This window comes from Labrys sp. 22185 (assembly GCF_052045555.1).
GTDB lineage: Bacteria > Pseudomonadota > Alphaproteobacteria > Rhizobiales > Labraceae > Labrys > Labrys neptuniae.
Genome location: NZ_JBQEPH010000003.1, coordinates 523,785 through 538,104 on the forward strand (window position 1 = coordinate 523,785; position 14,320 = coordinate 538,104).

Below are 14,320 nucleotides of genomic sequence, written 5' to 3' on the forward strand. Positions count from 1 at the left end.
CCCGCCCCCCGTGAATGAGAGTTCCTTCCCCTATGCACATCCTGGTTGTCGACGACGAGCCGCAGATCCAGCGCTTCCTCAAACCGGCGTTGATCGCCGCCGGCTATGAGGTGACGCCGGCCGTCAACGGCACCGACGCCATGCGCCTGATCGCCACCACCGCGCCGGATCTTGTCATTCTCGACCTCGGCCTGCCCGACATGGACGGCAAGGACATCATCACCAAGGTGCGGGAATGGTCGAAAGTACCCGTGATCGTCTTGTCGGCCAGGGATCGGGAGAGCGAGAAGATCGCCGCGCTCGACCTCGGTGCCGACGATTACGTCGAAAAGCCCTTCGGTATCGGCGAACTGATCGCCCGCATCCGCACCGCCCTGCGCCATCGGGCCCATGAGGAGGGCAATGCCACCCGCTTCGAGAGCGACGGCCTGGTGATCGATACGCTGAAGCGGCTGGTGAGCCGGGACGGCGAAGCCATCCGCGTCACGCCCAAGGAATATGACCTGCTCGCCATGCTGGCGCGTCATGCCGGCCGCGTCGTCACCCACCGCCAGTTGCTGACCTCGGTGTGGGGCACGGCGCATGCCGAGGACCTGCATTACCTGCGCGTCTTCATCGGCCAGCTCAGGGCCAAGATCGAGCGCGACCCGGCCAATCCCCGCATCATCCAGACGGAAGCCGGCATCGGCTATCGCCTGAAGGACGAGGAGTGAGCGCGGGGGCCGGTCTTCGGGCCGGCCAAAGAATAAGTACTTTGTTTGATCAGTAACGCAGCCCCTCACCCTTACCCTCTCCCCGTAAGAACAGGGCGAGGGGAACTTCGACGACTCGTTTTTGCCGACACGGTCTCATCTCGCCCAACCGTCGGGCGAGATGAGTGTCTGTCTCGAAGACAAGTCGAGACGCTTGCGTCCCCCTCGCCCCGTTCTTACGGGGAGAGGGTAAGGGTGAGGGGCTGCGAAATACGGGAAGAAAGAGCACCTCCTTCTCAAGGCGTCCTTTGCCGGAAAAGCCGCGGGTCCAGCCCGGTCCGAGGGCCGGCTCCCAATGCCCTCACATTACCAGCTTCAGCGCCAGCCCGCACATGGTCATGCCGATCAGCCCGTCCAGCACCCGCCAGGCGCCGGGCCGGGCGAAAAGCGGGCGCAGCAGGCGCGCGCCATAGCCGAGCGAGAAGAAGAACAGGAAGGAGGCGGTGACCGCACCGACACCGAAGGCGAGCTTGGCCCCCTGATATTGGGTGGAGATCGAGCCGAGCAGCACCACCGTGTCGAGATAGACATGCGGGTTGAGCCAGGTGAAGGCGAGGCAGGTGGCGAGCGCCCGGCCAAGTCCAAGCCCCGCACCATCGCCCGGATCGAGCCCGCCATGATCGGCAAGCGCCGAGCGGAAGCTGCGGAGACCGTACAGGATGAGGAAGGCGGCGCCGCCATAGCGCATCACCGGTTCGATCCAGGGCACGGCTACGCCGACAGCCTGGAAGCCGGCGACACCGACGCTGATCAGCACGGCATCCGACAGGGCGCAGACGAGGCAGACCCAGAACACATGCTCGCGCCTGAGGCCCTGCCGCAGCACGAAGGCGTTCTGCGCGCCGATCGCCACGATCAGGCTGAGGCCGAGCAGAAATCCGGATATGAGCGCGTTGGTCATGGTCTCCCCCATCACGGGCTGTCCCGATCCGACCCACTGGTCGGAGCGGCGTTTGACTACACGCACCGATGAAATTAGAGAATTTAAATAATCTATCTCTGGATTAGGAAAATTAATCCATGCTGGACTATGCGCTGCTGGAAGCCCTGGCCGCCGTGGTGCGTAGCGGCTCCTTCGACAAGGCGGCGCAGGAGATCGGGGTGACGCCCTCGGCGATCTCGCAGCGGGTCAAGCTCCTGGAAGAGCGCCTCGGCACCGGCCTGGTCGTCAGGGGCCAACCCTGCACGGCGACATCGGCCGGCAGGCGGTTGTGCCGCCATGCCGAGGAAGTCGGCTTGATGGAGCATGCGCTGCGCAGCGAACTTGGCGGCCTGATGCCGTCGGGGGCTGCCCCTACCGTGCGCATCGCCGTCAATGCCGACAGCCTGGCAACCTGGTTCCTCCCTGCCCTGTCGGGGCTGGAGGGGCGCCTGTTCGATCTGGTGCTCGACGATGAGAGCAACACCGCCGAATGGCTGCGACGCGGCGAGGTCAGCGCGGCAGTCGCCATGGCACCGGGCCCCTTCCAGGGCTGCGGCAGCCGCGCATTGGGCGTGCAGACCTATGTCGCCACGGCCAGCCCCGCCTTCGTCAGGCGCTGGTTTCCCGACGGTCTCAGCGAGGAGGCTCTGCGGCAGGCCCCCTGCCTCACCTTCGATATCAAGGACGCCTTGCAGGACCGCTGGCTGGTCGAGACCTTTGGCCGGCCCATAAGCAGGCCGAGCCATTGGATCCCCTCCTCGCGCGGCTTCGTCGACGCTGCCCTGGCCGGGCTCGGCTGGGGCATGAACCCGCTATCGCTGGTGTCTCCCTATCTCGACGAGGGGTCTCTCGTCACCATACATCCCGGCTCGCGCCTGCTGGTGCCGCTCTATTGGCATTGGAGCCGGGCCGTGGAGAAGGGCCTCCAGGACATCACCGCCTCCATCCTGCGTACGGCGCGGGCGAGGCTGGAGCAGGCATAATGGTGCCATGGCCTCTGGACAGGACGGCGTTTACCACTACCATTGTCAGACAAATCAGAATCCAACCTTCAAGACGTCAGGGACGGAAATCCATGCAGCTCCCCATCATGCCCGGCAATGCCGCGCCCCGCCGGCTCGGCAAGACCTCCGTCATGCTCACGCCCGTCGGCCTCGGCGGCGGCCCGATGGGGGACATGTTCGAGAACCTCGACGAGGACAAGGTTCGCGCCACCTTCAGGGGCGCCTGGGACGCCGGCATCCGCTATTTCGACACTTCGCCCTGGTATGGCCGCGGCCTCAGCGAATTGCGCTTCGGCGAAGCGCTGCGGCAGAGGCCGCGCTCGGACTTCATCCTCTCCACCAAGATCGGGCGCACCTTCCACCGGCCCAAGGACGTCGATACTTTCAAGGGACCGTTCTGGTATGGCGGCCTCTCCTTCCAGGAGCGTTTCGACTACACCTATGACGGCGTGATGCGCGCCTATGAGCAGAGCCAGATGCGGCTCGGCATCAACCGTATCGACCTCCTGCTCATCCATGACCTCGACGTTCCGCATGTCGGCTCGGCCGACCTCGTCGCCCAGCATTTCCTCGACCTGGAGCGCTCGGGCTGGCGGGCGCTCGAAATGCTCAAGCATTACGGCGAGATCCAGGGCATCGGCGCCGGCGTCAACGTGCTCGGCACCATTCCCGAAATGCTTAAGCGCTTCGACCTCGATTTCTTTCTGGTCGCCATGCCCTACACGCTGATCGACCAGGGCCCGCTCGACCTCGAATTCCCGCTCTGCCAGGAGCGCGGTGTCGGCGTGGTGATCGGCTCGCCCTTCGCCTCCGGCATCCTCGCCACCGGTGCCGGCGTGCCCACGCCCTATTATCGCTACACCCCGGCCGCCCCGGAGATCATCGAGAAGGTGCGCAAGATCGAGGCCGTCTGCGCTGCCCACAACGTGCCGCTCAAGGCAGCCGCCTTCCAGTTCGTGCTGCGCCACCCGATCGTGGCGAGCGTGATCTCCGGCGCCGTCACCCCCGAACAGGCGGCCGAGAACGTCAGCCTGCTCGGTGTCGCCATTCCCGACGCCTTCTGGAGCGATTTGCGCCAGCAAGGGCTGATCGATGCGAGGGCACCATAGGGTCGCCCTCAGCCGGCAGGATCCTTGCGATGCGCATCGACCAACGCGCCGAGGCTGTGGAAGTGAAAATCGGGCTCCGGCACGCCTTCCACCACCAAGGTGGCACCGCCCTGCTTGCCAGCGCGGCGGTCGATCCAGGCTCGCGCTAGGCCGATACGGGCCGCCGGCATATGATCATGGTGCAGGCTCTGGGCGGTGTGCAGGACATCGGCCGGCTCGAGACCGAACTGTAGCGACAGATGCTCGAGCAGGTAGCTGAAATTGCGCGGGTCCGGCTTGTAGGAACCGACATCCTCGGCGGTGTAGACCGCATCGAAAAGGCCACCGAGCTTGGTATTGCTGGCCGCGAAGCTGCGGCGATCGACATTGGAGAGCACGACCAGCCGGTAGTGGCGCTTGAGATAGGAGAGCGCCCCCGCCGAATCCGGAAAGGCAGGCCAGTCCGGCACGGAGGCGCCGAAACGCTCATGCAGGTCGGCATGGGCGGCAATGCCCCAATCCTGCGCCAGCCGCGCATGGGTGACTGAAAGCAGGGACGAATAGAGCAGCGAAGGCGTCTGGAGCTCCTGCTCGGTCTCGCGGCGGGCGAAGGCAGCGAGCGCCTCCTCGCGGCCGATCACCCGCCCGCCGGCACTGAGCAGGGGCTGGAGCGCATTCCAGATGCCGGTTTCCCAGTCGATCAGCGTGCCATAGCAATCGAAGGTCAAGACCTTGAAGTCCGCCAGTTCCGGCATTGGTTCCTCCTCGAAAAACCCTGAATTCAGCAGACGCCGTGACGCCCATGCCGCAAACGCAAGGAGGGCGGTGTCGCCACCGCCCTCCCTGTCCTTTTGGTTGTCACGAAACCAGTTCGCTGTCCCAGTAGAGATAGTCGACCCAGCTTTCGTGCAGATAGTTGTGCGGATAATGCCGGCTCGCCTCCAGGAGTTCCCAGGGCGAAGGCCGCGCCGGCTGGCGCAAGGGCTTCATGTCCATGCGGTCGGCCTTGCGGGCATTGCAGTCGCCGCAGGCCGCGACGATGTTCTCCCACGAGGTCGCCCCGCCCTTGGAGCGGGGAACCACATGCTCGAACTGCAGATCGCGGGCCTGGAAACCATCGCCGCAATATTGGCAGGTGAAGCCGTCGCGCAAGAACAGGTTGAAACGGGTGAACGGCACCATGCGCTCCACCTTCTGATAGTCGCGCAAGGCAACCACGGAGGGCAGACGCATCGTCGTCGACGGGCTGCGCACCACGGCATCATATTCCGCCACCACGCTCACGCGGTCGAGAAACACGGCCCTCAGCGCATCCTGCCACGAAAGCAGCGACAGCGGAAAATACCGCAAGGGTCTGAAATCGGCATTCAATATCAAAGCAGGGTGGGACGACATGACTACCTCAACGCTCGACTCCTGGAGTTAACACTGGTTGGAGGAATGGATGACCGGTCGCCCGGCCGGCTTCTGGTGCTTCTGGTTTTCGCTGTCTGACTCCCGCCAGCCCCGTTGGCTGGTCTAGCTGGACAGTTGTCCGGCAACGAAAAGACGGAATGATGACAGCACGATGATGTGCACGCGGTCACGCACTGGCATGCGGAGCATGCCGACTGTCCGGATTGTCTGGAGTGTGTCGCGGGCGTACATACCCTCCTGCCATCAAGGCGGAGGGGACTGCCCTGCCGCCGGTTCAGATTCTCGTGTGATCCTGCGCCAGTCGGGCGACGATCATACGGTTCGCATTCGACAGGTCGCGGCCGGCACCTTTGCATTGGCTGCGGGTAGCCACGCCCATGCCCGGCATGCAAGCCGGCAGGGAGGAGGCGTCATCCGCAAACGCAAAGATGTCGAAATGGGTCGGCAACGGCATGTCCGGCTCTTGAAGGAAGAGGCCCATCCCCTTCCCGATGACTAGGCTTATGCCGCCCGAAAACGACAAAAATCAAGCGAGAAAGCACCATCACTGCGCAAAAACAGCAAAAATTTCGGAAGAATCGAGCTCTTTTCCAAGGAGAGCGATCCAAGTGGATAATATCTTATATCCCTGGATAAGATATTGGGAACATCCGGCAGTAGCGCATCCGGCCTGCCAAGCGACCTGTGTCTCGCGCAGCGCGATTCAGCTATGCGAAACTATATGTTGCCTCTCCCTACTTTTGCCATTTCGTCAGAACAAAAGCGTGCCTATAACCAATCAAGCGTCATGACCGGCGTCGAGTCGGCCACCATTTTGGCCCGCCCCTCGGGACGGGCCTTGTCATGAATTGCCTGCTCCAATGTCCGAAGTGACCGCTGGCCTGATGCCCCGGATGGCACGGCCCAATTTCAGAACCACCGCGCTGATCATTGCCAGCGCCATGTTCATGGAACAGCTCGACGCCACCATCCTGGCGACAGCCCTGCCGACCATGGCCAAATCCTTCGACGTCTCGCCTGCGCATATGAGCATCGCGCTGACGTCCTATCTGCTCAGCCTGGCCGTGCTGATTCCCGCCAGTGGCAAGATCGCCGACCGCTATGGCGCCCGCAGCGTGTTTTCCATCGCCATCGCGGTGTTCATGCTGGGCTCGATCCTGTGCGCCTGGGCGCCGACTCTGCCCGTCCTGGTCGCCGCGCGGCTCCTGCAGGGCGCGGGCGGGGCGATGATGGTGCCGGTCGGCCGCCTGGTACTGCTGCGCACCGTCGACAAGTCGGACCTCGTCTCCGCCATGGGATGGCTGCTGGTGCCGGCGCTGATCGGCCCGATCCTCGGCCCGCCGGTCGGCGGTTTCATCGTCACCTTCCTCGACTGGCGCTGGATCTTCTACATCAACATCCCGATCGGCCTGCTCGGCCTGGTGCTGACCCAGATTTTCATTCCCAACATGAAGGAAGACAAGCGCGAGCCCTTCGACATGAAGGGATTCGTGCTCTCCGGCATTTCGCTCGCCTGCCTGCTGTTCGGCTTCGAAATGACCAGCCGCGGCAGCGCCGAGGAGGCGCCGCTCGCCATCGCCCTCCTGGTGATCGGCCTGGTCAGTGGTGCGATCTATGTCGTCCATGCTCGCAAGCCGCGCGACTTCGCCCCGATCCTCGACCTCAGCCTGATGCGGGTGCGCACCTTTCGCATCTCGCTGGTCGCCGGCTCGCTTTCGCGCATCACCCAGGGCGCCCAGCCTTTCCTGCTGCCGCTGATGATGCAGATCGGCTTCGGCATGTCGGCGGCGGAGAGCGGCCTGCTCACCCTTGCCACCGCCTGCGGCTCGATGCTGATGAAGGCGGCAGCCAAGCCGATCCTCAAGCGTTTCGGCTTCCGCACCACGCTGATCTGGAACAGCATCTTTTCCAGTCTGCTCTATGCAGCCTGTGCCCTGTTCCGCCCCGACTGGCCGCATTGGGCCATCTTCGCCGTGCTGCTGGTCTGCGGTTTCTCGATGTCGCTGCAGTTCACCGCCTACAACACCGTCTGCTACGACGACATTCCGCCGACGCGCACCTCCTCGGCCAACAGCTTCTACACCACCTTCCAGCAGTTGATGCTATCGTTCGGCATCTGCGCCGGCGCCCTCGCTCTGACCGGCTCGAAGCTGGTCCTGGGCCATGAGCACGCTACGCTGACGGATTTCTCGATGGCCTTCCTGTTCGTCACCGCGATCTCCCTGCTGGCTTCGCCGGTGAACGCCAAGCTGCCTTACAATGCGGGGGCCTCGATGAGCGGCCACCGCAAGCGGCACGAGGCCGAACAGGCGACGTGAGACGTCAGGCCACCGGGCTTTCGCGCCGGTAAGGCTCGAGGGCGTTGAGGCCCAGGAGTTCCGTCAGCCTGGCACCGTCGCTGACGCGCCTAAACCAGCCGGGGGCCATCCAGGGCGCATCGCCGTCGACATTGGGGGCGCCGCGTCCGGCCGCGACATCCTCGATCCACAGCGTCCTCGTCTCCAGCGAAATGCGCGTGAAGTCGGTGCTGTTGGGCACGCCGGCATGGGCATGCGCGCTGGAGAAGGCGATCACCTCGCCTGGCTCGACCACCACCGGTTCGACGGCCCCGACATCCACGGCCCCGCTCAGATGCGGAATGGCATCGTCGGCATCGACAGCATGGCGGCCGGCGATCTTGGCGCGGGCCAGCACGGCCTCCAGATCGAAGGAGGCGCTGGTATTGGGCACCGCCCGGGTCCACAAATCCGGATAGATCGCGAAGGTGCGCCCGGCCGTGATCGGATAGATCGGCGCCCACCAATTGGTCTGGGCATACAGATTGGAGCCCCAGGTGTCGCGGTGAAAGGCGATGGTGGCGGTGCTGCGCGCCCGTGGCAGGTTCGCTGCAGGCGGCTGGTGGGGCTGGAAGCGAAGATGCAGCCGGTCACGCGCGAGTTTTTCCGGATCGAGGCCGAGCACCGCGAAAACCTCGCTCCACAGGCGCTTGACCTCGGCGGATTGGACAAATGCCTTCTGCAGCCTGGAAAATTCCTCGACCTGCCGGTCATGGTCGAGATGGCGATGAATCTCGGGCGGCTGGTGGGGATGGAAAGCGTCTTCCAGCAGGCCTCGGGTGAAGGCTACCAATGCCTGCATCGGCGAGAGTCCGCTAAAGCAGGCAATCTCGCCGGCATAGATCCGGTCATGGAAACCGCGCGGCGACACCGGAACGGCGAAGGACGAATACATGAGGCGAGCCCCGCTGTTTCAGGTGTCGAACCCAAGACCGGCGCAACCAAGCGCTCGGTCACGAATGCGTTTGCACCGGAAGAAGCGTCATTCTGGCCCATTACGACCGGGTGAGGCAATCGGGCCCGTCAGCTCTGTCGCGCCAGGCGCGGCTGCTCGTGCGGGGCTTCGTCCTGCAGCACCAAGCGCCCCTCCTCCGCCTTGTTGATGTACTGGCTCGCCACCAATACGCCCTTGATCGGACGCAGGATGGGAATGCAGGAGAGCAGCAGGAAGGGCAATGTGGTAACGAAATGCACCCAGAGCGGCGGCTCGAAGCTCAGTTCCATCCACATGCCGAAGCCGGTGGCCGGAAAGGCCATGGTCATCATCACGAAGAAGGCCGGGCCGTCAGCCGGGTCGGCAAAGGAGTAATCGAGCCCGCAGGCATTGCATTTGGGAGCAAGCGTCAGGAAGCCGTTGAAGAGCTTGCCGTGTCCGCAGCGCGGGCAACGGCCACGCATACCGCAGCGCCAGATCGATTGAGAGGCTGCCGATTGTTCTTCCATCGAAGGGCTCCTTCGTTCCGGCAGAATGTATGGATTGAATTTCCATACAAATGTGACTATCCTGCCATCAAGAATCAAGGGATCGACCTGGAATCGAAGAATTTTGCGATTTTCTGGGTCAATCAACACACGCTTTGTATTATTGTAGGCATACAAATGCAAGACAATTCGCCTGCGGCATTCTGGCTCCCCGCCGGACTGGCCCGCGATGCACCCAAATATCTCGCCATCGCCCAGGCGCTGTCGGCCGACATCCGCTCGGGACGCCTGGCAGCGGGCGTGCAATTGCCGCCCCAGCGCCAGCTCGCCAAGGCACTCGGCGTCGACCTCACCACGGTGACGCGAGCGTTCAACGAGGTCCGGCGCGCCGGGCTGGTGGAGGGCAACACCAAACGCGGCACCATCGTCAGCCCCTCCCGGACCGTGCCTGCCCGCATCGTCGTCGACGAGCACCGCCCGGCCGAGGCGACGGCCCTGATCGATCTGAGCATGAACATGCCGCCCCAGCCGGCCGAAGCCGGCCTGCGCGAGGCGATCGCCGAAGGCATCGCCACCGTCCTTGCCTCCCCCCATGCGTTGGCGCGGCTGCATTACCAGGACAATGCCGGCATTCCCGGCGACCGTGCAGCCGGCGCCCGTTTCCTGGCGCCCCGCCTCGGTCCGGTGGCGCCGGAGCGGCTGGTCGTGACTTCGGGTTCGCAAGCGGCTCTCTTCGCCGTGGTTTCGGCCCTGCTCGAACCGGGATCGGTGCTGGCGGCGCCCGAAGTTACCTATCCGGGTCTGCGTTCGGTGGCCGCTCGCTGCGGCGTGAGGCTAGCGGCGGTGCGCACCGACCAGAACGGCCTCCTGCCGGACGATTTCGAAGCGCTCTGCCGTGCCAACCGGCCGAAAGCGCTCTATTGCGTACCGACGCTCGACAACCCGACCACCGCGACCTTGCCCGCCGAGCGGCGGCAGGCCTTGGTCGCCATCGCCCGCAGGTACGATGTCGCCTTCATCGAGGACGATGCCTATGGCGCGCTGCCCGAACACGCGCCGGCCCCGCTTGCAGCCCTTGCCCCCGAACGAAGCTGGCACGTCGCCACGTTGTCCAAATGCGCGACGCCCGCCCTGAGGTTGGCCTATGTCGCCACACCGGGCCAGGCCGAGGCGCTCGAAATCACGGCCCAGACCCGGATCATCAATCTGATGGCGCCCCCGTTGATGTCCGGCCTGGCGACCGCCTGGATCAAGGACGGCACCATGGCCCGCCTGACGTCCGCCATCCGGCGCGAGAACCATGCACGCCAGGCCATCGCCGCGACGGCGCTGAATGGCTTCACCTATCGCGCGGCCGCGGATGCGCACCATCTCTGGCTGAGCTTGCCGCCGGCCTGGGTCGGGGCCGATCTCAGCGCCGTCGCCCGCAAAGCCGGGCTCGCCCTGGTCGGCAGCGCTGCCTTCGCAGTCGGCGCCCCGCCGCCGGCGTTGCGCATCTCGCTCGGTTCGGCACCGAGCCACGACGCCCTGCGCCAAGGCCTCAACACGCTGGCAGCCCTGCTTTCGGTACCACCGGAGGGCGTGCCGGGAATCGTCTGACCGAGGGCGTGTTAGAACGAAGAGACACATCCATGCGGAGTGTCAGCCTCCGGCTGACATCGTAGAAACGAAGCATGCGCCGATCGGCGAGATGTCAGCCCCGCTCCATCATCGGATAGAGCCGTGAGACTGATACTCCCATGCTCTCCACATCCAACCAACCGCGCAATTACGCGAACGGGACAATCCGGGCCCGTGCGTAAAGGGTTTGGTTACCAAGATTGGGCAAAGATTTGCGCGTCGGTCGGCGGATCGACGGCGCTGGGCGTTCCCCCTCGCAACCACCCGCAAACAGTACCCACCCCTAGAGCAAAGCGCGTTCAGGCGTGAACGCTTTTTTGCTCTAGCTCTTTGGTTCGACGCGTCTTGGGGGCCTCGCGCCGCAAGGCCGCCTGGCCACCCGGAAGCGAGTAGCATGACCCACGCCCGTTCCACCGGCAGCTATGTCCGAAGCCGCAGGCCTCGCCGGAACACCGCCGGCTGGATGGCGCTTGCGGGCCTGTGCTTCGGGGCTGCTGCCGCGACCTGGACGGCGGTCGCACTGGTAGCGCCTTCGATGGTCTCCGCTTCCAAGCCTTCCCATCTGCATCTGCGCGCCGAGGATCCCTTTGCGCCCAAGGCCCTGGTGCAGGCGAGTGTGCTCCGACCAGCGCCACTGCCGGTGGAACATGAGGTTGCCGCCGCCGCACCCAAACCGGCAACCGACAACACCGGTCCCGAAATCGCGCAGGGTGTGCGCCTGCCAGCCGCAGACGGCCGCGTTCACCCGTCTGCCCCCATGCTCGCCAGCCTGATGGCCTTTGCCCCTGATGACGACGGCACGCATGAGGCCCTCCCCGTCATCCGTTCCGTGCAGACGGTCGCGGCCTTGCCTTCGCCACCGGCGGAAGCGGCGGCCCCGGATGTCGTCGCCACCGGCAGCGTGCCTGATACCGCAGCCGAAGCCCTACCCCTGCCGCCGATCCGCCCCCTCGACGGCGGCCAGATCGCCGAGGGTCAAATCGGCGCTGGCCTGGCCGAGAACGATCCGGCCGATCTGGTCCCGCTGCCGCCCACCCGGCCGGCCATTCCCCTGACGGCCCTGGCTTCCATCGCCCCGGACGAGGGGCGCCCCCTCGACCGGCCAGCCATCGAGCCTCCGCTGTCGCGCCCGATGGCCGGCAATCGCACCGCCATCTACGATATCTCCGCCCGCACGGTCTATCTGCCCAGCGGCGAGCGTCTCGAAGCCCATTCCGGCCTCGGCCCCTATCTCGACGATCCCGGCTCGGTGCATGTGAAGAACCGGGGCGCCACGCCGCCGCAGACCTATGACCTCAAGCCGCGCGAAGCCCTGTTCCATGGCGTTGCCGCCCTGCGCATGATCCCTGCCAACGGATCGGGCACCGTGCTCGGACGCGACGGCCTGCTGGCGCATACCTACATGCTCGGGCCGCGCGGCGATTCGAATGGCTGCGTCTCCTTCAAGGACTATGCCCGCTTCCTGCGCGCCTATCGCAATGGCGAGGTCAACAGGCTGGTGGTCGTCACCGGGAACGGCAAGGCGAGCAGCCAGATCGCCTCGCGCAACAAGAGCCGCTGGTGGTTTGCGTCCGGGCGCTGAGCCTGCCGAAGCCTTTTGCTACGGAAGGCAAGCGTCGATCGCGAAGCGACTTCGAACCAAAGCACGCAGATAAGGAAGCGTTTGCGCCCGAACGCTTTTGCTTTCATTACTCACCCTTTGGTCATCCTGGATCTGCACCGCATCGCTGCATGCTGCAGTGCGTCCGGGATGACTCTCGTGAGTAATCACTTTTTGCTTTAGGATCGCAGCTTGTCATTCAATCTGGCAGATCCGGCTCGCGTCTTGGCTGCACCGGCCGAGTAGCCCCATCGTATTGATGCCGGCACCGCAATATTCGCAGCCCCTGCCCACTGCGCTACACAGGCATTATCACATCTGGCGCGGAAGTCCTTCCGATCGGGAGCCACTTCCAAGGGCTTCTATCCTGATGGATCATAGCTGCAATCAATAGAGCTAAATCAATTCTTCGAGTGCATGCTGGCCAAGGGAGACCGGAACGCTGCACTCTCTCGCCTCAGGCCCTTGAACGCGTCGCGGCACGCTACTCGCTAGGTCATGTCTGCTTGCCTTTGCCTGCGCCCCCCGCGCGGACGATGAGCAGCAGGCCAAGTACCCGTTTTGCATGCGGGCCATCCCCCGCATAGGCCGACCGGCCATCGTGGCGTCGCCCCGCGCTCGTCTGGTCCGGGAATTGCATTCGAATAAGAACGCGTGAAGGAGGAAACCGGCTTGAGTTCCACATCGATCGGCACGGCTGCCCCAGCTTTGCAGCGCCCTGAAGACGAGAATCTGGGCATCGGCGCCAACCTGGCCTATGGCCTGCAGCACGTCCTGACCATGTATGGCGGCATCGTTGCCGTGCCGCTGATCGTCGGCCAGGCGGCCGGCCTGGCGCCCGAGGAGGTCGGCATGCTGATCACCGCCTCGCTGTTCGCGGGCGGCCTTGCCACCATCCTGCAGACCCTGGGCCTGCCCCTGTTCGGCTGCCGCCTGCCTTTGGTGCAGGGCGTCTCCTTTGCCGGCGTCGCCACCATGGTGGCCATCGTCGTCAGCCCCACCGGCGGCGGCCTGCCGGCCGTGCTCGGCGCGGTCATGGCCGCCTCCCTGCTCGGGCTTCTGATCACCCCGGTCTTCTCCAAGATCACCCAGTTCTTCCCGCCCCTGGTCACCGGCATCGTCATCACCACCATCGGCCTCACCCTGATGCCGGTGGCGGCACGCTGGGCCATGGGCGGCAATCCCAAGGCCCCCGATTTCGGCAGCATGCCCAATATCGCGCTCGCCGGTGCCACGCTCGGCATCGTGCTGCTCCTGAGCAAGCTCGGCAACGCTGCGATCTCCCGCCTGTCGATCCTGCTCGCCATGGTGATCGGCACCGCCATCGCCATGGCCTTCGGCATGACCGATTTCTCCAAGGTCGCCAGCGGCCCCACCGCGGCCCTGCCCAGCCTGTTCCATTTCGGCTGGCCGACCTTCCAGATCGCCGCCGTCGTCTCGATGTTCATCGTCATCATCGTCACCCTGGTGGAAACCTCGGCCGACATCCTGGCCGTCGGCGAGATCATCGGCACCAAGGTCGACTCGCGCCGCCTCGGCGACGGCCTGCGCGCCGACATGCTCTCCTCGACCCTGGCGCCGATCTTCGGCTCCTTCACCCAGAGCGCCTTTGCCCAGAATGTCGGCCTGATCGCCGTCACCGGCATCAAGAGCCGCTTCGTGGTCGCAACCGCCGGCCTCATCCTGGTGACGCTCGGCCTGCTGCCGGTGATGGGGCGGGTGATCGCCGCCGTGCCGCCCGCGGTGCTGGGCGGGGCCGGCATCGTGCTGTTCGGCACCGTGGCGGCCAGCGGCATCCGCTCGCTCTCCAAGGTCGACTACACCAACAACATGAACCTCATCATCGTGGCGACCTCGATCGGCTTCGGCATGATCCCGATCGCCGCACCCCAGTTCTACGAGCACTTCCCGTCCTGGTTCGTCACCATCTTCCATTCCGGCATCAGCTCGGCCGCGCTGATGGCGATCACGCTGAACCTGGTGTTCAACCATTTCAGGGCCGGCAATTCCGACCAGCAATCGGTGTTCGTCGCCGGCATGGAGCGCACTCTGCGCTACCAGGACATCTCGATGCTGCATGAGGGCGACTATTTCCTCAACGGCAAGCTCTATGATGCAAATGGCAGCGAGGTGAAGGTCGAGGAACAGGGCCACCATTGA

The 14,320-nt window shown here is 64.8% G+C and carries 13 protein-coding genes; 7 read left to right on the forward strand and 6 right to left on the reverse strand.

Annotation, left to right across the window (positions count from 1 at the left end):
* The first annotated feature begins 32 nt into the window (after nucleotides 1-32).
* Nucleotides 33-713, forward strand: a complete 681-nt coding sequence (locus ACTJKX_RS09870; protein WP_394314213.1) for a response regulator — start codon at nucleotides 33-35, stop codon at nucleotides 711-713.
* A 340-nt stretch (nucleotides 714-1,053) separates the two neighbouring features.
* Here the strand turns inward: ACTJKX_RS09870 and ACTJKX_RS09875 are convergent, their stop codons facing one another.
* On the reverse strand, nucleotides 1,054-1,653 hold the full coding sequence (locus ACTJKX_RS09875) for a LysE/ArgO family amino acid transporter (protein ID WP_440725146.1): 600 nt from the start codon (nucleotides 1,651-1,653) through the stop codon (nucleotides 1,054-1,056).
* 119 nt (nucleotides 1,654-1,772) lie between these two features.
* Between ACTJKX_RS09875 and ACTJKX_RS09880 the strand changes: the two genes are divergently transcribed.
* Both ACTJKX_RS09880 and ACTJKX_RS09885 read left to right on the forward strand, forming a co-directional pair.
* Complete coding sequence (locus tag ACTJKX_RS09880) at nucleotides 1,773-2,657, forward strand: LysR family transcriptional regulator ArgP (protein ID WP_311944259.1); 885 nt, start codon at nucleotides 1,773-1,775, stop codon at nucleotides 2,655-2,657.
* Between the two features lie 92 nt (nucleotides 2,658-2,749).
* A complete protein-coding gene (locus ACTJKX_RS09885; protein WP_394314209.1) occupies nucleotides 2,750-3,787 on the forward strand; it encodes an aldo/keto reductase in 1,038 nt (345 codons plus the stop codon).
* An 8-nt stretch (nucleotides 3,788-3,795) separates the two neighbouring features.
* Here the strand turns inward: ACTJKX_RS09885 and ACTJKX_RS09890 are convergent, their stop codons facing one another.
* The 3 genes from ACTJKX_RS09890 to ACTJKX_RS09900 form a co-directional block, all read right to left on the reverse strand.
* Nucleotides 3,796-4,521 (reverse strand): haloacid dehalogenase type II, encoded by a 726-nt coding sequence (locus tag ACTJKX_RS09890; protein WP_440725147.1) that lies wholly within the window; start codon nucleotides 4,519-4,521, stop codon nucleotides 3,796-3,798.
* 103 nt (nucleotides 4,522-4,624) lie between these two features.
* Complete coding sequence (locus tag ACTJKX_RS09895; protein WP_311944254.1) at nucleotides 4,625-5,161, reverse strand: HNH endonuclease; 537 nt, start codon at nucleotides 5,159-5,161, stop codon at nucleotides 4,625-4,627.
* Nucleotides 5,162-5,456: 295 nt separating this feature from the next.
* On the reverse strand, nucleotides 5,457-5,636 hold the full coding sequence (locus ACTJKX_RS09900) for a hypothetical protein (RefSeq protein ID WP_394315617.1): 180 nt from the start codon (nucleotides 5,634-5,636) through the stop codon (nucleotides 5,457-5,459).
* A 406-nt stretch (nucleotides 5,637-6,042) separates the two neighbouring features.
* Between ACTJKX_RS09900 and ACTJKX_RS09905 the strand changes: the two genes are divergently transcribed.
* Nucleotides 6,043-7,500, forward strand: a complete 1,458-nt coding sequence (locus tag ACTJKX_RS09905) for a DHA2 family efflux MFS transporter permease subunit (RefSeq protein ID WP_311944252.1) — start codon at nucleotides 6,043-6,045, stop codon at nucleotides 7,498-7,500.
* Nucleotides 7,501-7,504: 4 nt separating this feature from the next.
* On the opposite strand, the gene ACTJKX_RS09910 is transcribed toward ACTJKX_RS09905, so the two are convergent.
* Both ACTJKX_RS09910 and ACTJKX_RS09915 read right to left on the reverse strand, forming a co-directional pair.
* Nucleotides 7,505-8,413, reverse strand: a complete 909-nt coding sequence (locus ACTJKX_RS09910) for a hypothetical protein (protein ID WP_440725148.1) — start codon at nucleotides 8,411-8,413, stop codon at nucleotides 7,505-7,507.
* Nucleotides 8,414-8,541: 128 nt separating this feature from the next.
* Nucleotides 8,542-8,961 carry a DUF983 domain-containing protein gene (locus tag ACTJKX_RS09915; RefSeq protein ID WP_394315621.1) on the reverse strand — a complete coding sequence of 140 codons (420 nt, stop codon included), beginning with the start codon at nucleotides 8,959-8,961 and terminating at the stop codon, nucleotides 8,542-8,544.
* 156 nt (nucleotides 8,962-9,117) lie between these two features.
* On the opposite strand from ACTJKX_RS09915, the gene ACTJKX_RS09920 reads away from it, so the two are divergent.
* From ACTJKX_RS09920 to ACTJKX_RS09930, 3 genes are all read left to right on the forward strand, one after another.
* Nucleotides 9,118-10,539 (forward strand): PLP-dependent aminotransferase family protein, encoded by a 1,422-nt coding sequence (locus ACTJKX_RS09920; protein ID WP_440725149.1) that lies wholly within the window; start codon nucleotides 9,118-9,120, stop codon nucleotides 10,537-10,539.
* Nucleotides 10,540-10,954: 415 nt separating this feature from the next.
* Nucleotides 10,955-12,142 carry a DUF2778 domain-containing protein gene (locus ACTJKX_RS09925; protein ID WP_440725150.1) on the forward strand — a complete coding sequence of 396 codons (1,188 nt, stop codon included), beginning with the start codon at nucleotides 10,955-10,957 and terminating at the stop codon, nucleotides 12,140-12,142.
* A 690-nt stretch (nucleotides 12,143-12,832) separates the two neighbouring features.
* Nucleotides 12,833-14,320 (forward strand): nucleobase:cation symporter-2 family protein, encoded by a 1,488-nt coding sequence (locus ACTJKX_RS09930; protein WP_440725151.1) that lies wholly within the window; start codon nucleotides 12,833-12,835, stop codon nucleotides 14,318-14,320.